The 24,596-nt window shown below is 28.7% G+C and carries 20 protein-coding genes, 1 tRNA gene and 1 other RNA gene; 13 read left to right on the forward strand and 9 right to left on the reverse strand.

The genetic code is table 11. The features are described 5' to 3' along the window. The first annotated feature begins 48 nt into the window (after positions 1–48). Genes CHB63_RS02390 through CHB63_RS02400 form a run of 3 tightly spaced genes read left to right on the forward strand, consistent with a single transcriptional unit; the run spans position 49 to position 3,700 of the window. Positions 49–1,293 carry an ABC transporter permease gene (locus CHB63_RS02390; protein ID WP_089376824.1) on the forward strand — a complete coding sequence of 415 codons (1,245 nt, stop codon included), beginning with the start codon at positions 49–51 and terminating at the stop codon, positions 1,291–1,293. A gap of 10 nt (positions 1,294–1,303) precedes the next feature. Then, a complete protein-coding gene (locus CHB63_RS02395; RefSeq protein WP_089376825.1) occupies positions 1,304–2,563 on the forward strand; it encodes an ABC transporter permease in 1,260 nt (419 codons plus the stop codon). Positions 2,564–2,590: 27 nt separating this feature from the next. After that, positions 2,591–3,700 (forward strand): efflux RND transporter periplasmic adaptor subunit, encoded by a 1,110-nt coding sequence (locus CHB63_RS02400; protein WP_089376826.1) that lies wholly within the window; start codon positions 2,591–2,593, stop codon positions 3,698–3,700. Positions 3,701–3,916: 216 nt separating this feature from the next. Here CHB63_RS02400 and CHB63_RS02405 read toward each other — a convergent pair whose 3' ends face one another. From CHB63_RS02405 to CHB63_RS02425, 5 genes are all read right to left on the reverse strand, one after another. Then, positions 3,917–5,233, reverse strand: a complete 1,317-nt coding sequence (locus CHB63_RS02405; protein WP_089376827.1) for a TolC family protein — start codon at positions 5,231–5,233, stop codon at positions 3,917–3,919. Continuing rightward, positions 5,226–8,399 (reverse strand): efflux RND transporter permease subunit, encoded by a 3,174-nt coding sequence (locus CHB63_RS02410; RefSeq protein ID WP_089376828.1) that lies wholly within the window; start codon positions 8,397–8,399, stop codon positions 5,226–5,228. The genes CHB63_RS02405 and CHB63_RS02410 overlap by 8 nt, the downstream gene beginning before the upstream one ends. Continuing rightward, positions 8,399–9,520, reverse strand: a complete 1,122-nt coding sequence (locus tag CHB63_RS02415) for an efflux RND transporter periplasmic adaptor subunit (protein ID WP_089376829.1) — start codon at positions 9,518–9,520, stop codon at positions 8,399–8,401. The genes CHB63_RS02410 and CHB63_RS02415 overlap by 1 nt, the downstream gene beginning before the upstream one ends. Before the next feature lie 28 nt (positions 9,521–9,548). Next, the gene (locus CHB63_RS02420) at positions 9,549–10,010 is read right to left on the reverse strand and encodes a MarR family winged helix-turn-helix transcriptional regulator (protein WP_089376830.1); all 462 of its coding nucleotides are present in this window, start codon (positions 10,008–10,010) and stop codon (positions 9,549–9,551) included. Between the two features lie 134 nt (positions 10,011–10,144). Beyond that, positions 10,145–10,996, reverse strand: coding sequence for a leucine-rich repeat domain-containing protein (locus CHB63_RS02425; RefSeq protein WP_089376831.1), 852 nt, complete (start codon positions 10,994–10,996; stop codon positions 10,145–10,147). A gap of 227 nt (positions 10,997–11,223) precedes the next feature. Between CHB63_RS02425 and bshB1 the strand changes: the two genes are divergently transcribed. The 3 genes from bshB1 (at position 11,224) to CHB63_RS02440 (ending at position 12,874) form a co-directional block, all read left to right on the forward strand. Continuing rightward, a complete protein-coding gene (bshB1, locus tag CHB63_RS02430) occupies positions 11,224–11,940 on the forward strand; it encodes a bacillithiol biosynthesis deacetylase BshB1 (protein ID WP_089376832.1) in 717 nt (238 codons plus the stop codon). 49 nt (positions 11,941–11,989) lie between these two features. Then, a tRNA-His gene (locus CHB63_RS02435) sits at positions 11,990–12,065 on the forward strand. A gap of 122 nt (positions 12,066–12,187) precedes the next feature. After that, complete coding sequence (locus tag CHB63_RS02440; RefSeq protein WP_089376833.1) at positions 12,188–12,874, forward strand: tetratricopeptide repeat protein; 687 nt, start codon at positions 12,188–12,190, stop codon at positions 12,872–12,874. Position 12,875: 1 nt separating this feature from the next. On the opposite strand, the gene uvrA is transcribed toward CHB63_RS02440, so the two are convergent. Next, positions 12,876–15,659: an excinuclease ABC subunit UvrA gene (gene uvrA / locus CHB63_RS02445; protein WP_089376834.1), complete on the reverse strand. Its 2,784-nt coding sequence runs from the start codon at positions 15,657–15,659 to the stop codon at positions 12,876–12,878. Positions 15,660–15,894: 235 nt separating this feature from the next. On the opposite strand from uvrA, the gene CHB63_RS02450 reads away from it, so the two are divergent. Both CHB63_RS02450 and CHB63_RS17090 read left to right on the forward strand, forming a co-directional pair. Continuing rightward, a complete protein-coding gene (locus CHB63_RS02450; RefSeq protein WP_089377561.1) occupies positions 15,895–16,479 on the forward strand; it encodes an RNA polymerase sigma factor in 585 nt (194 codons plus the stop codon). 47 nt (positions 16,480–16,526) lie between these two features. Further along, positions 16,527–16,667: a hypothetical protein gene (locus CHB63_RS17090; RefSeq protein WP_176420221.1), complete on the forward strand. Its 141-nt coding sequence runs from the start codon at positions 16,527–16,529 to the stop codon at positions 16,665–16,667. A 37-nt stretch (positions 16,668–16,704) separates the two neighbouring features. Here CHB63_RS17090 and nth read toward each other — a convergent pair whose 3' ends face one another. After that, positions 16,705–17,340, reverse strand: a complete 636-nt coding sequence (gene nth / locus CHB63_RS02455) for an endonuclease III (RefSeq protein WP_089376835.1) — start codon at positions 17,338–17,340, stop codon at positions 16,705–16,707. 35 nt (positions 17,341–17,375) lie between these two features. On the opposite strand from nth, the gene bcp reads away from it, so the two are divergent. Then, on the forward strand, positions 17,376–17,828 hold the full coding sequence (gene bcp, locus CHB63_RS02460; RefSeq protein WP_089376836.1) for a thioredoxin-dependent thiol peroxidase: 453 nt from the start codon (positions 17,376–17,378) through the stop codon (positions 17,826–17,828). 1 nt (position 17,829) lies between these two features. On the opposite strand, the gene CHB63_RS02465 is transcribed toward bcp, so the two are convergent. Then, the gene (locus tag CHB63_RS02465) at positions 17,830–20,277 is read right to left on the reverse strand and encodes a TonB-dependent receptor (protein WP_089376837.1); all 2,448 of its coding nucleotides are present in this window, start codon (positions 20,275–20,277) and stop codon (positions 17,830–17,832) included. Positions 20,278–20,287: 10 nt separating this feature from the next. Next, positions 20,288–22,000, reverse strand: coding sequence for a M23 family metallopeptidase (locus tag CHB63_RS02470; RefSeq protein ID WP_089376838.1), 1,713 nt, complete (start codon positions 21,998–22,000; stop codon positions 20,288–20,290). A 168-nt stretch (positions 22,001–22,168) separates the two neighbouring features. Here CHB63_RS02470 and CHB63_RS02475 point away from each other — a divergent pair, with 168 nt between their 5' ends. From CHB63_RS02475 to rny, 4 genes are all read left to right on the forward strand, one after another. Beyond that, positions 22,169–22,459, forward strand: coding sequence for a hypothetical protein (locus tag CHB63_RS02475; RefSeq protein WP_089376839.1), 291 nt, complete (start codon positions 22,169–22,171; stop codon positions 22,457–22,459). A gap of 12 nt (positions 22,460–22,471) precedes the next feature. Then, entirely contained in the window at positions 22,472–22,768 is a 297-nt protein-coding gene (locus tag CHB63_RS02480) for a cell division protein ZapA (RefSeq protein ID WP_089376840.1), read from the forward strand. 56 nt (positions 22,769–22,824) lie between these two features. Next, positions 22,825–22,931: non-coding RNA, 6S RNA (gene ssrS / locus CHB63_RS02485), on the forward strand. 47 nt (positions 22,932–22,978) lie between these two features. Next, positions 22,979–24,547 carry a ribonuclease Y gene (gene rny, locus CHB63_RS02490; RefSeq protein WP_089376841.1) on the forward strand — a complete coding sequence of 523 codons (1,569 nt, stop codon included), beginning with the start codon at positions 22,979–22,981 and terminating at the stop codon, positions 24,545–24,547. Positions 24,548–24,596: the final 49 nt, after the last annotated feature.

Below are 24,596 nucleotides of genomic sequence, written 5' to 3' on the forward strand. Positions count from 1 at the left end.
AAGTCTTTTAAGAAGGTAGTTATCATACTAATAATACTGTTTTAATAAATGTTTGATTTAGATCGCTGGCAAGAAATATTTGAAACCATTCGAAAAAATAAACTTAGGACTTTTCTTACTGGAATTTCTGTAGCCTCTGGTATATTTATTTTAGTCGTTTTATTAGGTTTTGGGCAAGGAATGCAAAATGGTATTCAAAAAGAGTTTGAAGCTGATGCGACTAACCGAGTTTGGGTTTGGACTGAAGTTACAACCAAAGAATACAAAGGCTTAAATCCAGGTAGGCCTATTCAACTTAGAAATGAAGATTATGACAATTTAACAACGTTATATAAAAATGAATTAGAATATAAGTCTGATTTGTTTAGAGTAAGAGGTACAAGTATCAATTATAAGAATGAATCTGTTTCTTACGGAGTTCATGGAGTTAGTCCAAATTATCAACAAATTGAAAATCAAAAAATAATTTTAGGGCGATATATAAATTATTCAGATTTAAAATCAAAAGGAAAAGTAATAGTAATTAGTAATAAAATTAAACAGGAATTATTGCCAAATGTTGAAAACCCTTTAAGTGAATACCTTCAACTTTCTGGTATCAATTTTAAAATAGTTGGTGTTTATATAGATGAAGGTGGTGAGCGTGAGGAAAATAGAGTATTTATACCAATAAGTACAGCTCAATCTATATTTAATGGATCAAATAGAGTTGCTAATCTCGCTTTTACTTTACAGCCTGAAGAAAATTTTGAAAAAGCGTTGGCTGTATCCAAACAATTTACGGAAGAAATAAAGCAATATTTAAAACAAGTACATAGCGTTGCGCCAGATGACAATGCCGTTAATGCATTTAATGTAATGGAAGAAGTGAAGAGATATTATACTTTAACAAGTAATATTGCATTATTTTTCTGGTTTGTAGGTATTTGTACTATAATAGCGGGAGTTGTTGGTGTAAGTAATATCATGTTAATTATTGTAAAGGAACGAACTCGTGAAATTGGGATAAGAAAAGCGTTGGGAGCTAAACCTTGGTCTATTATTTGGATGATTATGCAAGAATCAATTTTTGTTACAGGAGTTGCGGGTTTCGCAGGTTTAATTCTAAGTATGGCGTTGTTAGAAGTTGTAGGTCCAAATATTGAAGTAGATTATGTATTAAATCCATCAGTAAATTTTTCAATGGCAGTTACTATGGTTATTTTACTAATTGTTGCAGGTGCTTTGGCTGGTTTTATACCTGCCTGGAAAGCGGCAAATGTACATCCTATAAAAGCTTTAAGTCACGAATAAAAGTGTAAAAATGTTTAATAAAGACAAATGGAATGAAATAATAGAAGTACTAACAAGTAATTGGGTTAGAACTTTATTGACTGCTTTTGGTGTTTTTTGGGGCATATTTATTTTAATATTATTATTAGCTGCGGGAAAAGGTCTTGAAAATGGGATTAAGCAAGATTTTGGAGATATAGCAACCAATACAATGTTTATGTGGACTCGAACGGTTACGAAGTCTTATGAAGGAATGTCAAAAGGAAGACGTTTTAGTTACGATTTGGATGATGTTGTTGATATTAATGAGAATGTAAAAAATTTAAGATTCGTTTCTCCACGAAATCAATTAGGTGGATTTAGAGGCGCAAATAATGTAGTTAGAGGGTTAAATGTTGGCGCTTTTAATGTTTATGGAGATTATCCTGAAATTATTAAACAAGAACCAATGGATATAACTTCAGGTAGGTTTATTAATTATTCAGATATAAATGAAAAAAGAAAAATAGCTATAATTGGAGAAGGAGTAAGGAGCAGTTTGTATGAAAAGGATGAAGAAGTTATTGGGACCTACATAAAAATACAAGGAGTGAATTTTATGGTAATTGGTACTTATAAGAAGAAAACTACCGGTGGAGATGGGGAAGAAGATCAAAAACAGATTTACGTACCGTTTACATCATTCTCACAAGCTTTCAATAGGGGAGAACGTGTTGGATGGATGGCAATTACAGCAAATGATGGTACTCCAATTACAGAGATTAAACAACAAATATTTGATGTTGTCAAAAAGAACCATAAAATACATCCAGATGATGCCAGAGCAGTGGGTCATTTTGATTTATTTGAACAATACAACAGAGTAGAATCATTGTTTATGGCGTTAAGGATTATAGCATATTTTGTTGGTACTTTGGTCTTACTTTCAGGAATAATCGGTGTAAGTAATATTATGCTAATTGTAGTTAAAGAAAGAACAAAAGAAATTGGGATACGAAGAGCATTGGGAGCTTCACCATCAAATATTAGAGGCCAAATTCTTACAGAATCAGTATTTTTAACCATTATTTCGGGTATGGCAGGTATTGTATTTGGAGCCGTTTTTATCTATCTCATAAATTATGTTATAGAATTGTCGGGTCCAATAGATATGTTTGCAAATCCAAGTGTTAATTTGGGAGTAATAATTACCGCATTAACAATTTTAATATTTTCAGGATTGTTGGCTGGTTTAATACCTGCACAAAATGCAATTAAATTAAAACCAGTTGATGCCTTAAGAAATGAATAATTATCAATCAAATAATAATACCAATCAATGAAAAAGTCAGTAACTATTTTTATATTAATTTTTATCGTAATCACTTTTAGTGGTGCAATGTATTATTTATATCAAAAAAATGCCGAAGATCCAGTTGTGTATAAAACTGAAAAAGCCTCAATAGAAACTATTATTAAAAAAACAGTGGCTACAGGAAGTATTATTCCATTAGAAGAAGTATTAATAAAACCAAATATTTCTGGTGTAATAGAGGAGATTTATGTTGAAGGTGGGGATATTTTGAAAGCCAATGATTTAATTGCAAAAATTAAAGTAATCCCTAATTTATCTGCTCTAAATAACGCAAAAAATGCTATTCAAACGGCAAAAATATCACTGGATAATGAAAGCAGAAATTTCAACAGACAAAAGGGTTTATTTGCTAAAGGAGTTATTTCCAGACAAGATTTAGAGCGAGTAGAAGTTAGTTATGATCAGGCAAAGCAATCCTATAAAGCAGCAAATCAAAATTATGATATTGTAAAAACAGGTTCTACAAGCGGATTGGGAAATTCTGCAAACACTTTAATTAGATCTACAGTATCAGGAATGGTTTTAGAAATGCCTGTAGAAGTAGGAAATCAAGTAATAGAAAGTAATAATTTTAATGAAGGAACTACGATTGCAGCCCTTGCAGATGTGAATAAAATGATTTTTGAAGGAAAAGTTGATGAATCTGAAATTGATAAAATTAAAGAAGGCTTACCATTAGAAATTACTGTCGGTGCAATTGAAAATACCAAGTTTAATGCAGTTTTAGATTATATTGCACCTAAAGGAAAATTGGAAAATGGAGCTGTTCAATTTGAAATTAAAGGAACTTTAAATAAGCAAGATTCTACTTTTATTAGAGCTGGATTAAGTGCAAATGCATCAATAATTTTAGCAAAAGTAGATAGTGTTATTGCTATTAAGGAAGCATTATTACAATTTGATGTAGAAACTAAAAATCCATTTGTTGAAATTAAAACAGGGGATAAAGAATTTGAACGAAAAGATGTTAAAACTGGAATTAGCAATGGAATTTTTGTTCAAATATTAGAAGGAATAACTTTAGAAGATGAAATTAAAGTTTGGAACGCAATTAAAGCGCAAAACGGTAATTAACCTAGTTCAATATATTTAATATTGATTATAAACAAGCTAATATTTTTCAATTAAAATTAAATATTATTTTATTGAGCGAGCGTGCTACAGATGGAAACTGGGGAATCCAAAACAAAATATATAATAGATTCCTGCTTGTGCAGGAATGACAATCAAACATAAAAGGCTGTCTAAAAAATTTAGACAGCCTTTTTTTTGTTTTAAAAATATAGAATTTTAAAATTCTATATTTAGTAAATCACCAGATAGTTGCAATAATTTAAGTTCTGCGTTTTTTGCATCGTATTTTGCACTATTGTAATTAGATTGTGCATTTAATAAATTTACCTGAGCTTGTCTAAATTCTATTGAAGAAATTTGTCCTAATTTAAATTGTTCTTCTGTTCGCGTAAAATTTTTAGTATTTGTTTCAACATTTTTTCCTTCAGCTTCAAGTATAAAAAGAGCATTGTTATAAATTTCTAATGCGTTTGCAACATTACGTTCTAATTCATTCTCAACTTGATCTTTTTGTACTTTAATGTTGTCGGCATTTATTTTTGCATTTTGAATACGTGTTTTTGTGCTTCCTCCATCAAATAAATTCCAACTTAAAGTTACTCCAGTATTAAATCCATCTGATTCTATAGTTTTAAAAAGAGATGTTTGATTATTATTGGAATTATTAAATCCGTAAGAAGTATTTAAATTTAGAAAAGGATACAGGCTGGATTTACTCATTTTAATATCATATTCGCTAATTACAATATTTCTATTGATTTTTTGAATTTCAACATTGTATTGTTTTGATTTTTCTAATAATTGATCAAATTCAAAAATTGAATTAAACTCAACTTCTGTATCTACAACAAAATCAACAGTTACGTTTCTTCCTAAAAGTAAATTTAAATTACGTTTAGAATTTGCAAGTAATTGTTTTTCATTCAAAAAGCGAATACTATCATTATTAACATCAACCTCAGCATTTAAAACACCTAACTTTGTGTTTTGTCCGTATTCAAAACCGTAATTCATTCGAGTTAACCGTTGTTTAGAAATTTTTAAAGATTCTGAAATGTTCTTTTGATTTTCTGTAATTCTAGCAACTTCATAATAATTGGTGAAAATTTGCAACAACGTATTTTGAATAACTGTTTCAGCTTCTAATTCTGATAAGTTAAATTGTTCTTTTAATCTTTTAAAATTATAAGACCTTCCTAATCCATCAAATAATGTATAATTTAAACCAATAGAACCATTATATCTTGAAGATTCAGCATTATTTATTTTTACAGATGTACCATCTTGCCTTGTTGCTGTGGAATTATCGTTACTATAACTAGCGCCTGAATTTCCAACAACATTAGGTAAATAACCGCTATTGAATACGCTTTTGTTGTTTTTAGCAATTTTCACATTGTTTTTAGCAATTTTAATTCCGTAATTATTTTCTAATGCCAGGCTAATTGCTTGTTCCTTTGTTAAATTTCCCTGAGCGTAATTTGTAGTAAAACAAAGTGTTAATAGAATTACAAGTTTATTAATATTATTCATTTTCTTCGTTTTTTAATTCAATAATAGCTCTTTCAACTTCTTCTTTAGTTACTTTTTCTCCAGTACGCATCCATTTTATAAATACTTTTATAGAATTTGAAACGGATAACATTAAAGGCAGCATTACCAAGGTTAATACCGTAGCAATTCCAATACCATAAGAAATTGATATTGCCATTGGTTTTAAAAATTGTGCTTGTCTGCTTTTTTCTAAAAGCAACGGTGCTAAACCTGCAATAGTAGTTAAAGTAGTTAATAAAATAGCTCTAAATCTGGATAGACCTGCTTGTATAAGGGCATCATCATATTTCATACCTTGCTTTAAATACCCATTGAATTTTTCAATAAGAACCAACCCATCATTTACCATAATTCCTATTAAGGCAATTATACCTAACCAGGAAAGTATGTTTATTGGAAAGCCATGAACCCAATGACCTACAACAACACCAATTAAGCTAAATGGAATCATTAATAAAAGCATTATTGGTTGTTCATAAGACCTAAATGTAAATGCAATTACAATATAAATAAGTGCAAAAATAATCAATCCAACAGTTTTAAAAGAGCTAACGGTTTTATTAGCCTCTCTATTTTGTCCTTCATATGCAGCAGTAACTGTTGGATATTTTGAAGAAATTTCGGGCATTACATTTAGTTTAATATCATCTAAAATATCTGTTGCCCCTTCACCTGGAGTTTTTAAATCTGCAGTTATTTGTATTTCACGTTTACTACTTAAGTGGTTAATAGCAACATCACCTCGTTTAATTTCATAAGTGGCAATTTCAGATAATGGAACGCTTTTATTTGAAGGTGTGGTAATCCACATATCATTCAAATTTTTAATAGAAGATCTATCTTCTTTTTTATAACGTACCCAAATTTTAATTTCATCTTGCCCACGTTGAAAACGCTGAGCTTGTATACCAAAAAATCCTGAACGCACCTGACTCATTACAGATTGTAAATTTAAACCTAATAAATAAGCATTTTCTTTTAACTTAATTTGAATTTCTTTAATACCTGCAGGATCATTATCAGAAATGTCTTTTAATTGAGAATTTTTAGCTAAAACTTCTTTTAATTCGGTTTTTGCTGCTTTTAATTCTGTAATATTATTACCTAATAGTGAAACTGCAACTGGGCTTCCACCAAAGTTACCACCAGAGCCAAAAGTTAAACTTTCAATTCCATGAACGGTACCAACTTTTTCTCGAATAGCGTTTGTTATTTCAGGAGATGAAAAATCTCTTGTCTCTCCAGGAAGTAAATTCACTGTTAAACGTCCATTTGAAGTTCCAGGACCAATTCTTTTTATAACATTTTCAACAACTGGAATATTACCCGTTTGTTTTTTTGTAAATTCTTGGTTTACTTCCCAAACTGCATCTTCAATTTTTGAAATAATAGAATCAGTAATCATTTCATTAGTTCCTTGAAGCATCTTTAAGTTAATAGATACTCTATCACTTGCAATTGACGGGAAAAATGAAGTTCTTACAATTCCTCCTCCTATAGCGCCAATACTTAATATTAATAGGGCAATTGGTATTGCAAAACCTAATAATTTGTTCTTTAAAAAGAATTTTAAATAAGGAGCATAAAGTGTATCTCTAAAATAGAAAAGTCCTTTTTCTGCTTTTTGATTTACGTTAAAAAAGAAAGTATTTAACTTATTACGTTTTTTATTTTTCTTTTCTAATGCTTTTGAATGTGCAATATGCGCAGGTAAAATAATTAATGCTTCAATTAATGAAACTGCCAATGTTAAAATTACAACAAGAGAAACCTCACTAAAGAAATTTCCAATTCTCCCATCTAAAAAGAAAAATGTTGAAAAAGCTATAATAGTAGTTAATATTGCAGAAACAATGGGAGGTATAACTTCTAACGTTCCGTCAATTGCAGCTCTTATTGGAGTTTTTCCTTTTTCGAAATGGTGATAAATATTTTCTCCAATAACAATCCCGTCATCAACTAAAATACCGATAACAATAATCATCCCAAATAATGAAAGAACATTTATTGTAATTCCTAAATTTGCAGCAAAAACAAACATTCCAAAAAACGCTATTGGAATTCCAAAAGCAACCCAAAAAGCCAAACGGATATTTAAAAATAAGGCCAAGAAAAAAAGTACCAATAAAACTCCCATTCCAGCATTTTTAATCAGTAATTCTGTACGTTGGTTTAGAGAAACTGAACTATCACTGGTAACATTTAATTTAACAGTTTCTTGTTGCTGATTAAACTTATGGATGTATTCTTTTACATTTTCAGCTGTAGAAAGTAAATCTTCACTATTTGTATTGTTTACCGTAATGTCTATGGCATTTTCTCCATTATAATATAATCTGTCTGGATTTTCAGACCACGTATCTGAAACACTAGCAATATCACTAAGTCTAATAATATTACCGCTAACATCAGCTTTTACTACTAAATTTAGTAGTTCATTACCATAATAATTTTTATTACGAGCTCTTATTAAGTAATCTTCATCATCAGTTTTAATATTACCTCCAGAAATTAATAAATTTGTTTTGCTAACCGCATTTGAAACTTCAGCAAAGGATAAATTATAAGCTAGTAAGTCTTGTTCTCTCACTGCAATTTCAATTTCTTGGTCAGGAAAACCAGAAAGACTTACTTGAGAAATACCTTCGATACCCCTTAAATCATTTTCAACAGTTCTTGCATATTGTTTTAAAGTTGCCAAGGAAATATTATCACCGCTAATAGAAAAGCTAATTGTGGGTCTTATGCTTTCAATTTTGGCAATAATTGGAGGTTCCATACCAGACGGAAAGGAGGGAACTCTATCAACTGCATTTTTAACATCTGATAAAACTACATCAATTTTTTTTCCTTTAATTGTTTCTATATTTATACTAGCTGAATTTTCTCTGGAAACAGAAGTAACACGGTCTATACCTACAATTCCTTTTAAATTGTCTTCAACTTTTAGAACAATACCTTCTTCCATTTCTTCTGGTGAAGCACCTGGATAGGTTAAACTTATTGAAATGTTTTGAGATTCAGTTAATGGGAAAAATGAGGATTTCATTGATAAAACTCCTGCCAAACCAAATCCAAAAAAGGCTAGTATAAAAACATTTACAGCTACAGGAAATTTTATAAAATATGAGATTATTTTTTCCATTATTGATTATTGTTTTCAGTTGAAACCTTAACTAACATTCCAATATGTGCACCAGGAACGGGTTTAGATAAAACTAAAGTTCCGTTTTCAAGTCCTTTGACTACTACTGTTTTTTTACTTTCAAAAACAGGGTTAATTGTTACTAAATCTAAAACAGAATCTTTAACAATGTAAAGTTTAGAATTCTCAATTAATAAGTTTCTAGAAACCTGATATGCATTTTCTTCAGCTTTTGCTTCAAGAGCTACTTCTAAATATTGACCTTCTTTTAAATCTTTGCCAATTACTTCAATGTAAGCTGTTATTGTTTGTGTTGATGCATCTACTTTACCATTAATTCTAATAACTTTTCCGTCCCAACTTTTAGATTTTTCTAAATTAAATAATGTTACGTTTTTTCCAATTTGAAGTAATTCCTTAAATTCTGATTTCACGGAAATAGCTGCTTCAAATATTGTTGGGTCAATAAACTCCCCTAATTTTTGACCAGATCTCACTAAAGTTCCAGGGTTAACCATAGATTCGGTTATAATTCCCGAAAAAGGAGCTCTTAAATTATATTTGCTAAGTTTAACTTCTAAATTTTTTACATTGTAATATGAAGTTACAATTCCACGGCCTGAAATAAAGAATTTTTCTTTTTCTGAAGTTGTTTCAGGAAGTTTATCAATAGATTTATTGAAATCAAAATTTTGAAGATAGTTTTGCCATTTTAAATATTCATTTGGAAAGTCTAAACGAATATCAGGCATAATAGAGGTTAAATTATTAAATAAATTGCTTTTTTGCGCTTGTAAATTTGTGTAAAATTCGTCGCTGTTAATTTTAATAATTGTTTCCCCTTTATTAAATTTAGTTCCGGGCTTAAATTCTTTTGAAGTTGTTTTTAAAACACCCTGAACTTCAGAATATAAATCAATTTTATTTTTAGCAATTAAATTACCATTTGCAGTAATTATTAAAGGAATTGACGTGTTTTTAACTGTATCTATAAATACTGTTTTTACAATTTTTTCAAATTTAGGTTTGGGTTTATTTTTATTATCTATTAAATATTTTGCAAAAAATATAGATCCTGCTACTAGTACTACAGCTAATATAATTGTTATTATTTTTCTCATTTTTAAAGTTAATCAGTTATTTATGGTTTTAAATGGTATGTTTTTTAAGGTTATTTTGAATTTTTGCTAATATTGAAATTAAATCCTTCATTTCATTTTCAGTAATTCCACATTGAATAATATCTAAACTATTTAAGAGTAGAGGTTTTGTTTTTAAAAATAATTCATCTCCTTTTTTTGTAATTTGAATTACATTTTTACGAGAGTCTGCTTTAAATGGGATTCTAGTTACTAAATTATTTTTCTCCATAACATTAATTAATCTTGTTAAAGAAGCTTTATTTCGTTCAGTAATACATGCAAGATCATTTTGAATAATTCCATTGGTATCTTCATGTAAAATTTTTAAAACAACCCATTGTTGTTTAGTTAATTGTATGTTATTTTTATTAAATACATCTAAAATGTACATATTCAACATTTTTGATGTTTTTCCTAACCAAGGCGCTATTGTTTTATTAAACTCTGAGTTAATGATGGAAGGATGCATTATAAATATTTTTTTGCAAATATATAAATAGTAAATAAAGGTTGCATATGCAACTATGTTAATTAGTGTTAATATTAGTTAACAAAAAAAAATCACTCAATTGAGTGATTTTTTTATTTTATATATTTTGTTTTTTACTGTAATGTAAGTCTTGCTTGTGAAACTGGATTTGAATATACAGGTGATTCTTTTAAGTTTTTATATTCAACGTTTTTAAGTAAATATAAATTCTTAATAATTGGATCTAATTCTCCAACAAATCTATTCTGATTAAGCAATAACGTTTCTAATTGAGTTAATTTATTTATTTCTGTTGGTAAATTACCTTCAAATAAATTATTAGATAAAGCAAGTTCTTTTAAATTAATTAAATTTCCAATTTCAACAGGAAGAACTCCATACATAGAATTTTCAAAAAAGCTCAAAACCTCAAGGTTTTTTAACATTCCAATTTTAGAAGTTATTGTTCCTGTAATTTTATTACTGCTTAATTGTAAAATTTTTAAGTTTTCAAGTTTATAGATTGAAGCAGGTAAATCACCACTTAATAAATTATTGAATAAAATTAATTCTTTAAGACTAGCAATCTCCCCAATATTTGAAGGTAATTCACCTTCAAGCTGATTCATAAATAATTCAATACTTTCTAATGATTTGTTTTTGCAAATTTCAGAAGGAATAGTTCCTTGTAATTTATTAAACCCAAGATTTAATTTTACTAAAGAATTTAAATTCCCAATAGTAGAAGGAAGTATACCTTCTAAGTTATTCATACTTAAATTTATTTTAGTAACTGAATTATTTGATATTGTAACTCCGTGCCATGTACTTACGTCTTTAGATAGATCCCAAGAGTTATTCCAATTCTCTCCGTTGGTTGATTTATATAAATCAATCAATGCATTTTTTTCTAAATCAGAAATTTGTGAAAAAGCAACCGTTGAGATTGTTAATAAAAACAATATGCTTAGAGTGAATTTTTTCATTTTCTTGGGGTTTTGAGGGTTAAATTATTCAAAATCTTATATCAAATATATATAATTGTTTTCAATTAAACAAACAAAACTTACCATTTGTTCTGTTTTTGTTACCGTTTATTAGATTTCCGTACTTTTATATGGTTTTTCATTACTTTGTATGACCTGTAATATTAACATTAAGTATTAGGAGTCAAAATTATTATATATTTGTTTAGCAATAGAACAAAAAAATTATGAAGTTAGATATATTAGCAATAGGTGCTCATCCAGATGATGTTGAATTAGGTTGTGGAGCAACTATTGGAAAAGAAATTTCTTTAGGGAAAAAAATTGGTATTTTAGATTTAACACGAGGTGAATTAGGAACAAGAGGCTCTGCTGAAATTAGGGATAATGAAGCTAATGCCGCGGCAAAATTATTAGGAGTTCAAGTAAGAGAAAATTTGGGGTTTGCTGATGGGTTTTTTATAAATGACAAAAAACATCAATTAGAAGTAGTTAAAATTATTAGAAAATATCAACCTGAAATTGTTTTGTGTAATGCAATAGATGATAGGCATATTGATCACCCTAAGGGTAGTGATTTAGTTTCAAATGCTTGTTTTTTATCTGGTTTAATGAAAATTGAAACTGAATTAGATGGGGTTAAACAAAAAGTATGGAGACCAAAACAAGTGTACCATTATATACAGTGGAAAAATGTTGAACCAGATTTTGTTATTGATGTAAGTGGATTTATAGATTTAAAGCTAAAAGCAGTTAATGCATATAGTTCACAATTTTACAATCCTAATAGTAAAGAACCAAGCTCTCCAATTTCTAGCAAGAATTTTATAGATAGTATTGTTTATAGAGCACAAGATTTAGGAAGGCTAATTGGTGTTGAACACGCAGAAGGCTTTAATTCAGAGCGTTATATTGCAATAAAATCTTTAGATAAAATATTTTAAAAAATGTTTGTAATAAAATAGAAATGTTTTACATTTGCATCCGCAATATGGTGGTTGTAGCTCAGTTGGTTAGAGCATCGGTTTGTGGTACCGAGGGTCGCCGGTTCGAATCCGGTCTTCCACCCAAAATTAGAGGTCTGTTTTTCAGACCTTTTTTTGTGGATAAATGTCATTAATTTAAGATAAATTTTAGATTTGATAAGATTTATTTTAATAGTTTTACATCTTCAATTTCTAAATAAAAAAAATGAAAAACTTAGTATATATTTTTACTTTCATTATAGCAACATCAGCTATAGCACAATCTGTAAACAACCTAGATTTAGAAAAACAAAAACTAAAGCAAGCGTTAACTTATAGCGATAAAGTTGTTGCAGCTTCTGCAATGTATTCAATAATTGCGATGGAAGGTGAGCGAAGCACTTATAAGGATAGCTTAGCGTACCTATATTTTAATGATGCAAAGTATGTTTCTTGTTTTTTGGTAACAAATGATATTTTAAAAAGTAAACCAGATAATTTAGAGTTATTGGAAATGCAAAGCATTTCATTAGAATCTATGGGAGCAATTGCAAAAGCAATTGAAAATTACCAGTCTCTTTTGTCTAAAACTAACAATAACTATCATGCTTTTAAATTAGCAGGATTACAATTGTCTCTAAATAAATTTGATGATGCTTATCAATCAATTAAAAAAGCTGATCAGCTTCCGGATGATGGAACAGCTAAAGTAACTTATCAAGTTAATAAAAATTACAATCAAAATGTTGATTTGAAAGCAGCTATTGCTTATTTAAATGGAATTATTGAGCTGAATTTAGAGAAAAAAGCTGAAGCAAAACTAAGTTTTATGCGTGCAGTAAATTTATTTCCAGATTTTGTATTGGCTAAAAGTAAGATAACTACCATTGAAAATTCAGAAAAAAAAGAATAAACTATCTTAATTTCTCAGCTAAATAAGGAGCAGTAAAAGAATCTTTGGAATTAACAAGTTCTTCTGGTGTTCCTTGGTATAGGAGTGAACCACCATTTTTACCACCTTCTTTGCCTAAATCTATTATATAATCAGCACATTTTATTAAATCAATATTGTGTTCAATTACAATAATGGAATGGCCATTATCAATTAATGCATTAAATGATTTTAGTAATTTTTTAATATCGTGAAAATGCAGTCCCGTGGTTGGTTCATCAAAAATAAATAAAGATTTACTTTGGCGGGTTCCTTTTACTAAAAATGAAGCTAATTTTATACGTTGTGCTTCACCACCAGAAAGAGTTGATGATGATTGCCCAAGTGTAACATAGCCCAAACCAACATCTTGTAATGGTTGTAATTTTTTTACAATTTTGGTTTCATTATAATTATTAAAAAAGGTTATTGCATCATCAATTGTGCTATTTAAAATGTCGTTTATAGACATATTATAAAATTTCACTTCTAAAATTTCTTTTTTAAATCTTTTTCCTTTGCAAGTTTCACATTCTAAATGCACATCTGCCATAAATTGCATTTCAATAGTTACTTCACCATCTCCTTTGCAAACTTCACATCTGCCACCTTCAACATTAAATGAGAAATGTTTTGGCTGATAGTTTCTAATTTTTGAAAGCTTTTCTGAAGCAAATAAAGCTCTTATATCATCATAAGCCTTAATATACGTAACAGGATTTGATCTGCTTGAACGCCCAATAGGGTTTTGATTTATAAATTCAATATGTTCAATTTTATTTGCATCTCCTCTTAATTCGGTAAACTGACCAACTTTTTCTCCATATCCTCCAATTTGTTTTTGAATTGCAGGATATAGTAGTTTACTTACTAATGTACTTTTTCCACTTCCGGAAACACCGGTTACAACAGTTAAACTGTTTAATGGAAATTTTACATCAATATTTTTTAAGTTATTTTCCCGAGCTCCAATAATTTCAACTGAATATTTTGATTTTCTTCTTTTTTTAGGAACTTCGATTTGTAATTTATTATTCAAATATTGCGCAGTTAACGAATCGGATTTTAGAATTTCTTTAAAAGTACCTTCTGCAACTATAGCACCACCAAAGGTACCCGCTTCTGGTCCAATATCAATTATCATATCTGCAGCTTTCATAATATCTTCATCGTGCTCAACTACAATAACTGTATTGCCTAAATTTCGTAAATCTTTTAGCACTTTTATTAATCGTTCTGTATCTTTTGGATGCAAACCTATACTTGGTTCATCTAATATATACATAGAACCTACTAAACTACTACCTAAAGATGTTGCAAGGTTAATGCGTTGACTTTCTCCTCCAGATAATGTATTTGAGGTTCTATTTAATGTTAAATAACTCAATCCAACATCATTTAAAAATTGTATTCTATTATTAATTTCAACCAATAATCTTTTTCCAATTTTTGCTTCAAAAGCTTCTAATTGAATGTTTTTAAAAAATAATGCCAATTCATTTAAAGGTAAATCTACTAACTCGTTAATATTTTTAGTATTGATTGTAACATAATTAGTTTCTTCTCTTAAGCGTTTTCCTTTACAAGTTGTGCATTTTGTTTTTCCCCTGTATCGAGAAAGCATAACTCTATACTGAATTTTATAAGTTTGTTCTTCTAAATGTTTGAAAAAATGGTTTAAACCATTAAAAAACTTATTACCACTCCAAATAAGTTGTTTTTGTTCATCTGTTAACTCAAACCAAGGTTTATGAATAGGAATATCAAATTTATAGGCGTGTGTTATCAAGTCATTTTTATAATGGCTAAAAGTGTCTGTTTTCCAAGGTAATATTGCATTCTCATAAATTGAAAGAGAAGTATTAGGAATAACTAAATCTTCATCAATTCCAATAACACTTCCATAACCTTCGCATTTTGGGCAAGCGCCATACGGATTGTTAAAACTGAATAAATGTGTATTAGGTTCTAAAAATTGAATTCCATCCAATTCAAATTTATTATTAAAAAGTGTTTGAGTATCTGAATTTAGGTTTTCAATAATACATTCACCTTTTCCTTCAAAAAAGGCAGTTTGAACAGCATCACTCAAACGGTTAAAAAAATCTTCATCGTCTTTTACTACAATTCTATCAATTACTAAATAAAAATCGTGCTCTATTTCTTTTTTAATATCTTCAATTCTTAGAATTTCATTTTTATATTTAATTCTCGAATAGCCTTGTTGTGCTAGTATTTTTAAGGTCTGCAACACACTTCTTTCATCAGGAATATGAACAGGAGCCAACAGTAAAAGTTTTGCTTTTAATTCTAGTGTTTTTATAAAATTGATCACATCACTTACGGTATGTTTTTTTACTTCGTTTCCAGAAATAGGAGAGTAGGTTTTACCAATTCTGGCAAAAAGAAGCTTTAAATAATCATATATTTCAGTAGAAGTTCCAACAGTTGATCTCGGATTTGTTGAATTCACTTTTTGTTCAATGGCAATTGCAGGTGCAATTCCTTTTATATAATCTACTTTTGGTTTGTTTAATCTACCTAAAAACTGACGCGCATATGATGATAAACTTTCAACATATCTTCTCTGACCTTCAGCAAATAATGTGTCAAATGCTAAACTTGATTTTCCCGAACCAGAAAGTCCAGTAATCACAATTAATTTATTTCTAGGGATTGCAACATCAATATTTTTTAAATTATGAAGTCTGGCTCCTTTAATTAATATATTTTCTTTTGGGTTTAATGTTGCTATGTTTTTAGTCATATTAATTCAAAAAAGTGAATAAATGCAAAGATAATCACAATTACTGAGAATTATAACTCAACTATAAAACATATTTCAAAAATAATAATAAGGATAGTTTATAAAAATTTATTTGTAAATGTTAAAAATATGCTGCATATTTGAATATTAATTCAAAAAAGAAACGCCTATACAATACTATTACTTTTTATAAAAATTATAAAATACAAAAATAAACCCCTTAATGTATTTAAGTATGGAAAGTAAAGTTATTGCCGATAGCGTTCTAGTTAGCGACTACATAAACGGAAATGAAAAATCTTTAGAATTATTAATAATTCGTCATAAACAGCGAATTTTTAGTTTTATCTTATCTAAAGTTTTGGATAGAGAAATTGCAGAAGATATCTTTCAAGATGCCTTTATTAAAGTTATTAATACTTTAAAAAAAGGAGGATATAATGAAGAAGGAAAGTTTTTACCTTGGGTAATGCGTATTTCTCACAACCTGGTTATTGATCATTTTAGAAGAAATAAAAGGATACCAACTTTTAAAAATACGGATGATTTTGACATTTTTACTGTAATTAGTGATGAAGTGTTAAATGTTGAAAAGCAATTAATAAAAGATCAAATATTAGAAGATATTAGAGGTTTGATTGTTGAATTGCCAGAGGATCAGAAAGAAGTTTTAATAATGCGTATGTACAAAGATATGAGTTTCAAAGAAATTGCTGAAAATACAGATGTTAGTATCAATACTGCATTAGGTAGAATGCGATATGCTTTAATTAATTTACGTAAGTTAATAGAAAAACATAATATTATTTTAGTTAATTAATAATAATTGTAAGTTTTCATCGTTAATGTAATACAAACCAATTATATATGATGAAACTTTACTCTAAAAAGTCTCCAATGAAGGAGCAACCAAGACCTGAAATAGTTCAATATTTGATAAATTACTCTAAACAATTTAGAGTAGTTAAAACCAACAAAAACGATTATATTGAATTACATTTGAATTAATGTTCTTAACCCATTTTATAACCTAAAATGGGTTTTTTTATTTTAAAATAGATTTTCTTCCAATTGTTTTAGTAATTATATCTTTTTCCAGATTCCAACCTCTTGCAGGTGAATATTCTCTTCCATAAAAAATGATTTGTAAATGCAACTTATTCCATAATTCTTTTGGAAATAATCTTTTTGCATCTTTTTCAGTTTGTGCAACATTTTTTCCATTGCTCAATCCCCATCTATACATTAATCTTTGAATATGAGTATCAACAGGAAAAGTTGGAATACCAAATGCTTGACTCATTACAACACTTGCAGTTTTGTGTCCAACCGCAGGTAAGTCTTCTAAATCTTCAAAATTTTGAGGTACTTTACCATCGTGTTTTTCTATCAATATTTTTGATAAGCCATAAATTCCTTTTGCTTTCATAGGAGATAAGCCAACAGGTTTTATAATTTCTCTAATTTCTTCAACTGAAAGTTTTACCATATCATAAGGATTATCAGCTTTTGCAAATAGAATAGGAGTAATTTTATTCACGCCAACATCAGTACTTTGAGCTGATAATAGCACTGCTATTAATAATGTATATGGATCTTTATGGTCTAGTGGAATTGGAACTTCAGGATATAATTTTTCCAGTGTATCAATTACAAACTGAACTTTTTCTTTCTTTGTCATTTTTAGTATCTTTACAAAAAGCTAAAATACAAATTATGACAACATTAAAAGTAGGAGATAAGGCACCAAATTTTGAAGCACTTGATGAAAAGGAAAATACTATAAAATTAACTGATTATAAAGGTAAAAAATTAGTATTATTTTTTTATCCAAAGGCAAGTACGCCTGGTTGTACTGTAGAAGCTTGTAATTTAAGAGATAATTATCAATCGTTTTTAGCTCAAGGTTATGCTATTTTGGGAGTCAGTGCAGATTCAGCAAAACGTCAGCAAAATTTTATTGATAAAAATGAATTGCCTTTTCCTTTGTTGGCTGATGAAGATAAAACCGTGATTAACGCATTTAAAGTTTGGGGGCCAAAGAAATTTATGGGCCGCGAATATGATGGAATTCATAGAACTACTTTTGTGATTGATGAAAAAGGAATGATTGAAGAAGTAATAACCAAAGTTAAAACTAAGGAACATACTGGACAGATTTTGAAGTAATTTAAAATTTCACATCCATTTTAATATTTAAAACTCTAGGAGTCATATAATTGGGGATTCCATAATATCGTTTTGAATATACGTCTCGAACCCAAGTATTTGTAATAGAGTTTGTTACGTCAAACATATTGAAAATTTCAAACCCTACAGCTAATTCTTTAAAGTTTTTAAGCCAACCAGTATTGTAATTATTTTTGGCATCTGTAAAAACGTAAGAAATGCCAATGTCTGCTCTTTTATAGGAATTTAATCTGTTTTGATAATCGTAAGAATTTGTATAGGAAGGGGAACCTCCAGGTAATCCAGTATTAAATACTAAGTTTAAATACATTTTAATATTTGGAATATTGGGAACATAATCTTGAAACAACATTCCAAATTTAAACCGTTGGTCCGTTGGACGAGAAATATAACCTTGATTATTGCTATTTTCTTCAGTTTTTAAGAAACCAACACTAACCCAACTTTCTGTTCCCGGAACAAATTCACCATTCAATCTTAAGTCAATACCAGTAGCATATGCTTTTGCATTATTATTAGCGCTGTATCTAATTTTAACATTGTCAACGGTATACGTATTTACATCAGTTAAATTTTTATAATATACTTCTGAAACCAATTTAAAAGGTCTGTCCCAGATATTAAAACTGTAATCACTTCCTAAAACTATTTGAACTGATTTTTGAGTATCAACAGCGGTATTTATGTTTCCATTAAAATCTCTTAATTCTTTGTAAAAAGGAGGCTGGTTATACATACCACCAGAAATTCTAAAAAGCATATCTTTTTCCCAATCTGGTTTTATTGCAAATTGTCCTCGAAGACTATAAATAATTTGATTTGAAGTTTCAAGGTTTTCACTATTAACATTCCAGTTATGTGATCTTAAACCTAAATTATACCAAACTTTATGATTATTCCAATCAGAATTTTTACTGTACTGTGCAAACCAAACCAACCTATCAATTTTTATATGGTTTTTTGTATTTATATTTTGGTAAGGAGTTATTTCTCCAGAAAAAGGTTCGTAAGGCTGATTATTTACTAGGTGATGCGGTGGGCGGACACTAAACCCTACAGAATCAATTACTTCCCATTCTTTTATTCTGTCTTTTATATCTTCATTTTGATATTTTATACCAAAATCAAATTTATGATTGTCCTTTTTATAAGTAGCTTTTATTTCAGCATTACTTATTAAAGCATCAATATCATTACGTGCGTGATTTAATTGAGAACCTAATCCTTCAGAAAAATCTACATTACCAAAATCTTCAGAGCCAAAGTCGTTATTTACTTCCCCAATATTATAACTTGCCAAAATATCATAATATTCTTCTTCAATTGTATGATATGCTGACGTGGTTAGACTTAAATTTAAGTTTTCGTTTACAATGTAACTTCCTTTTAAAGCCCCAAACAATGTTTTAAATTTATCTTTTTCTTGTCCGTTGTAATGAACAATAAGTTCTAAAGGGTCACTAATAGTTCCAAATTTAGTTCTTCTGGTTTTTGGTGTATAATTGTAATTATTTAATGAATAATTTCCTAAAAAGTCAATTTTTAATTTAGGATTTACGACATAAGATAAAAAAGTTTGAACATCAGTAAAATTTGGATTTGCATTGGTTTCAATATCCTTACTATTAATAAATAAGTTGTTATTTCTGTACCTAAAGCCAATTAAGGTGCTTAATTTTTTATTTGGTGTCAAACCTTCTAATGTTAAACTCCCACCTAACAAGCTGGCATTAATACTTGCTCCAAATTCTTGTGGAGTTCTATAAGTAATATCTAAAACCGATGAAAGTTTGTCGCCATATTTGGCTTGGAACCCACCTGCAGAAAAATTAATATTTTGAACCATATTTCCATTAACAAAGCTTAAGCCCTCTTGTTGACCGGATCTCACTAAAAATGGTCTGTAAACTTCAATTCCATTTACGTACACTAAGTTTTCATCAAAATTACCGCCACGTACATTGTATTGTGTACTTAATTCATTGTTATTATTTACACCTGCTAAAATCATTAAAATATTTTCTACACCTTGATTTGCACCTGGTATTTTGGAAATATCAGCAGTATTAATATTAATATTTCCTTGCGCATCCCTTTTATGGTCTTCAACAATTACTTCAGTTATTTCCTCAACCTTGGCAGTTAAAAAAGGTGAATAGCGTAATGATTTATTTTTTGGAATAATTACAATTTTCTTAATTGAATTATATGCAATATGACTAAATATTATTGAAATTTCAATGTTCGCCGCAACTTGTAATTGGTATTCTCCTTTTTCATTTGAAATTGTACCGTGATTTAAATATGAAATTGCAACGCCTTCAATAGGTTCTCTATCTATATTTTTTATAATTCCTTTAATTGTTGCGGTTTGGGCAGAAAGGGAAAGTGAAATAAAAAAAACTAAATATTGGGTTATTGTTTTCAAATTAGAGTACTTATTTTTTTCTGAAAAAAGTAGTGTTTAAAGTATTTGTGTTTCCAACATTATCAGTTACGGTTACTTTAAGATTGTGTTTTGCAGTTGTAAAATTTTTATCTTTTAAATTGTAATATAATAAGTTCTTTTTAGGGTCATATTCCATTAAAATCCATTCACCATCTATTTCACCCCCATACGATTTAATCCCGGAATCACTATCTGTAATTTTAACTTTTAATGTATTAAAACTAGTAAGCCATTGTTCATTTTTAAAATTAACTAACTTGATCTTAGGTGATTTATAATCATACAATAAAGTAAATTTACCTAATTTTTTAATTGAAGTATAAAACGACATTTCTTTTTTAACGGTTGACTCATATTTTGAGTATCCATATTTGTTTATTGAAGCAATATACATGTGCTTTTTTTCATATTCATTATATTTAGAAACATCAAATGTAAGCGTGTATCTTTTATTCAGAGGTACGGTTGGTGTATGTACTTTAATAATAGAATCAGATGTATTGAAGTCTAAATAAAAATCATTATAAAATGTGTTTTTAGGAAATGCGATTGTGATGTTATCTTTACTGAATTTATTAAATTCAGTATGATTAATTTTATAAGGTGTTTTTATAATTTCTTTTTTTACTAAAATACTGTCCTTTTTTCCAACAATTGGAATTGTTATTTTTTGATTATTTCCTTTAAAATCTTTAGCAATTATTTCTACATTATAGTTTAAACCATCTTCAATTGTTAAATAACCTTTGCTATAAGATTTTTTATACAAACTTAGTTTATTGGCAGGCTCAATATAACATTTTTGAATTCGTTGTTTTATTTTGCTAAATCTCTCGTAATCAATAAGTAAATTTATATATTTAGATTCAGAGAAAGAGAAGGTAGTAGCATTAAACTCGTGAACAGTTTCTCCATTAACTTTCATTAAAAGACTATACAAACCATTTTTATTATAAGCATTATCCAATTGATCATAGGCATTTATTCCAAAACCAATTTTTCCAAAAGCATTAATTTTTTTTGCTAAAAAATCTCCATTTTCAAGTCGAACTAATGTAAGTTGAGTAGGAACGGTTACTTGATTTATATGAGATGCTTCAGTTAATGAATATCCAATTAAAGTATTAATTCTAGGCTTTTTAGAGTCGTTAACTGTAATCCCAAAAAGCATTGGATTAATTGTTTTTTCAGATTTAGTTTCTCTTATTTCATAGTGTAAATGTGGACCTCCAGAACCTCCGGAATTACCAGAAAACGCAATTATTTCATTTTTAGATATCGGTAAAGTTCCAGAAGAAGGAAATAATTGAATTTCAAAACTTTCCTTCTTGTATTGTTGCTTTTTTACGTAATCTTCAATTCGTTTATTAAATTTTTTTAAATGTGCATAAACAGTTGTATATCCATTAGGATGCGTGATATATAGTGCTTTGCCATAGCCCCAGTGTGAAATTTTAATTCGTGAAACATATCCATTTGCAGATGCAAATACATTTAAGCCTTCTATACCTTGTGTTTTAATATCCAATCCAGAATGAAAATGATTGGTTCTTAATTCTCCAAAGGTTCCTGATAAAACAAGTGGAATTTCAAGTGGGTTATTAAAAAAATTTACAGGGTAATTACTAGATGTATCAGCGCTTCCTTGACAAAAGATGTAAGAACTGCTAAAAAGTATTAAAATTATAAATATTTTTTTCACTAATTGTTGTTTTGTGCTAAAATACTAAATATTATTTTTTGAAATGTTTATTAAATCAATGAATTAGTAATTATAAACGTAAGTTTTTTTTAAATTGGTATAAAAACAGTTGTAATATTGACATACTAACACTAACTTTGTATTTATAGTTTAGATTCTTTAGCATATATGAGTAGTATAGTAAAAGTTGTTGATTTATTTGAAAATAAACTTAAGACGCTTTTAGAGAATTATAATTTTTTGAAAGAAGAAAATGAGATTTTATACAATAAAATTGCAGTTTTAGAAAATCAAATAGCTGAAGAAAAGGAATTTAAAAATGTAATTGAAAAAAAATATCAATCATTAAAAATTGCTAAAACTATAGAAGGCAGTAAAGAAGATAGAAGAGAAACAAAACTCAAAATAAATACTTTAATTCGTGAAATTGATAATTGTATCACTCAATTAAGCGAATAAGATCTTTTAAATATGGCAGAATCATTAAAAATAAAGGTAACCATAGCTGGAAGAGTGTACCCACTCAATGTTAAAAATGAAAATGAAGAAGAGGGAATGCGAAAGGCAGCTAATAAAATTAATGATTTAGTAAGCAAATTTGAACAAAATTATGCAGTTAGTGATAAACAAGATGTTTTATCAATGTGTGCATTGCAATTTGCTTCATTAATTGAAATTAATGCCATTAATAAAGAAGAAGATCTGATTGAAGTATCAGAAAAATTAAATAAGTTGAATGTTTTAATTGATGAACATTTAAAAAAATAAGTTCTTTAAAATAATATTAATTAATAATACTGCCTACATTAGTTATTGTTTGTTAAACTCAACACATTTTTATTAAAAAGGATGAGTCTAAATTGTTAAAGCATGCCGTTTCGTACGGATCCTTGATCAGTTTGTTAGTCCTAAACTTGTTTACAAGGAGTTTACATAAAACCTTTCTAATGTAGGTTTTTTTATATATAAATTTGAAATATGGTAGAAATTATAGTGCCAATTATAATTGGCATAGTTATAGGATTAGCAATAGGCTATGTGATTGCAAAAATTCTCGAAAAAAAGAAAGCAACTAAAATTTTAAGAAATACAAAAAAAGATGCAACTTCATTAATTAGAGCAGCTCAAATTGAAGCTGACGCAATTAAAAAAGATAAAATTTTACAAGCTAAAGAAAAATTCATAGAGCTAAAATCGGAGCATGAAAAAGTTATAATTGCTCGTGATAAGAAAATTGCAGAAGCAGAAAAACGTACACGAGATAAGGAATCTCAAGTTTCTCAAGAGCTCGATAAAGGTAAAAAGCTTAATAATGAACTTACTTCTAAAGTAAATGATTATACTAAAAAAGTTGATTATTTAGAAAGAAAAACCGAGGAAGTTGATAAATTACACCGTAAACAAATAGAAAATTTAGAAGTTATTTCTGGTTTATCTGCCGAAGACGCAAAAAAGGAATTAGTTGAATCTTTAAAAGATGAAGCAAAATCAGATGCAATGGTTCACATTCAAGATACTATTGAAGAAGCCAAATTAACTGCACAACAAGAAGCTCGTAAAGTTATTTTAAATACAATTCAACGTGTTGGTGTTGAACAAACAGTAGAAAATTGTGTATCTGTTTTCAATATAGAGTCTGATGATGTTAAAGGTAGAATTATTGGTAGAGAAGGGCGTAATATACGTGCTTTAGAAGCTGCCACTGGTGTTGAAATTATTGTTGATGATACACCTGAAGCAATTATTTTATCTTGTTTCGATCCTGTTCGCAGAGAAATTGCTCGTTTATCTTTGCATAAATTGGTAACTGATGGTCGTATTCACCCAGCTCGAATTGAAGAAATTGTAAAAAAGACAGAGAATCAATTGCAACAAGAAATTATTGAAGTTGGTAAGCGTACAGTTATAGATTTAGGTATTCACGGTTTACATCCTGAACTTATTAAAACGATTGGAAGAATGAAATATCGTTCTTCATACGGTCAAAATTTGTTACAACACTCTCGTGAGGTTGCAAATCTTTGTGGTTTAATGGCTGCAGAATTAGGTTTAAATGCAAAATTAGCTAAAAGAGCGGGTTTATTACATGATATTGGAAAAGTACCTGAAAGTGAAAGTGAATTACCACATGCATTGCTAGGTATGCAATGGGCCGAAAAATACAATGAAAACCCAGAAATATGTAATGCTATTGGAGCTCATCATGATGAGATAGAAATGAAAACGTTAATTGCGCCTATAGTGCAAGTTTGTGATGCTATTTCAGGAGCTAGACCAGGTGCACGTCGTCAGGTATTAGATTCTTATATTCAACGTTTAAAAGACTTAGAAGATATTGCATTCGGATTTAACGGAGTGCAGAAAGCATATGCTATTCAAGCAGGTAGAGAATTGCGTGTAATTGTTGAAAGTGAAAAAGTGAATGATGCGAAAGCGGCTGAACTTTCTTTTACAATATCACAAAAAATTCAAAATGATATGACATATCCTGGTCAGGTTAGAGTTACAGTTATTAGAGAAACTAGAGCTGTAAATATTGCTAAATAGTATATATTGTTAAAATAAATTGAACGAAAAAAATCTCGCTTAGGCGAGA

The organism is Lutibacter flavus (genome assembly GCF_900188355.1).
GTDB classification, from domain to species: domain Bacteria; phylum Bacteroidota; class Bacteroidia; order Flavobacteriales; family Flavobacteriaceae; genus Lutibacter; species Lutibacter flavus.

Coding starts and splice junctions, on each gene's coding strand:
- CHB63_RS02390 (WP_089376824.1), top strand. CDS start 49: ATGTTTGATTTAGATCGCTGGCAAGAAATATTTGAAACCATTCGAAAA.
- CHB63_RS02395 (WP_089376825.1), top strand. CDS start 1,304: ATGTTTAATAAAGACAAATGGAATGAAATAATAGAAGTACTAACAAGT.
- CHB63_RS02400 (WP_089376826.1), top strand. CDS start 2,591: ATGAAAAAGTCAGTAACTATTTTTATATTAATTTTTATCGTAATCACT.
- CHB63_RS02405 (WP_089376827.1), bottom strand. CDS start 5,233: ATGAATAATATTAATAAACTTGTAATTCTATTAACACTTTGTTTTACT.
- CHB63_RS02410 (WP_089376828.1), bottom strand. CDS start 8,399: ATGGAAAAAATAATCTCATATTTTATAAAATTTCCTGTAGCTGTAAAT.
- CHB63_RS02415 (WP_089376829.1), bottom strand. CDS start 9,520: ATGAGAAAAATAATAACAATTATATTAGCTGTAGTACTAGTAGCAGGA.
- CHB63_RS02420 (WP_089376830.1), bottom strand. CDS start 10,010: ATGCATCCTTCCATCATTAACTCAGAGTTTAATAAAACAATAGCGCCT.
- CHB63_RS02425 (WP_089376831.1), bottom strand. CDS start 10,996: ATGAAAAAATTCACTCTAAGCATATTGTTTTTATTAACAATCTCAACG.
- bshB1 (WP_089376832.1), top strand. CDS start 11,224: ATGAAGTTAGATATATTAGCAATAGGTGCTCATCCAGATGATGTTGAA.
- CHB63_RS02440 (WP_089376833.1), top strand. CDS start 12,188: ATGAAAAACTTAGTATATATTTTTACTTTCATTATAGCAACATCAGCT.
- uvrA (WP_089376834.1), bottom strand. CDS start 15,659: ATGACTAAAAACATAGCAACATTAAACCCAAAAGAAAATATATTAATT.
- CHB63_RS02450 (WP_089377561.1), top strand. CDS start 15,895: ATGGAAAGTAAAGTTATTGCCGATAGCGTTCTAGTTAGCGACTACATA.
- CHB63_RS17090 (WP_176420221.1), top strand. CDS start 16,527: ATGATGAAACTTTACTCTAAAAAGTCTCCAATGAAGGAGCAACCAAGA.
- nth (WP_089376835.1), bottom strand. CDS start 17,340: ATGACAAAGAAAGAAAAAGTTCAGTTTGTAATTGATACACTGGAAAAA.
- bcp (WP_089376836.1), top strand. CDS start 17,376: ATGACAACATTAAAAGTAGGAGATAAGGCACCAAATTTTGAAGCACTT.
- CHB63_RS02475 (WP_089376839.1), top strand. CDS start 22,169: ATGAGTAGTATAGTAAAAGTTGTTGATTTATTTGAAAATAAACTTAAG.
- CHB63_RS02480 (WP_089376840.1), top strand. CDS start 22,472: ATGGCAGAATCATTAAAAATAAAGGTAACCATAGCTGGAAGAGTGTAC.
- rny (WP_089376841.1), top strand. CDS start 22,979: ATGGTAGAAATTATAGTGCCAATTATAATTGGCATAGTTATAGGATTA.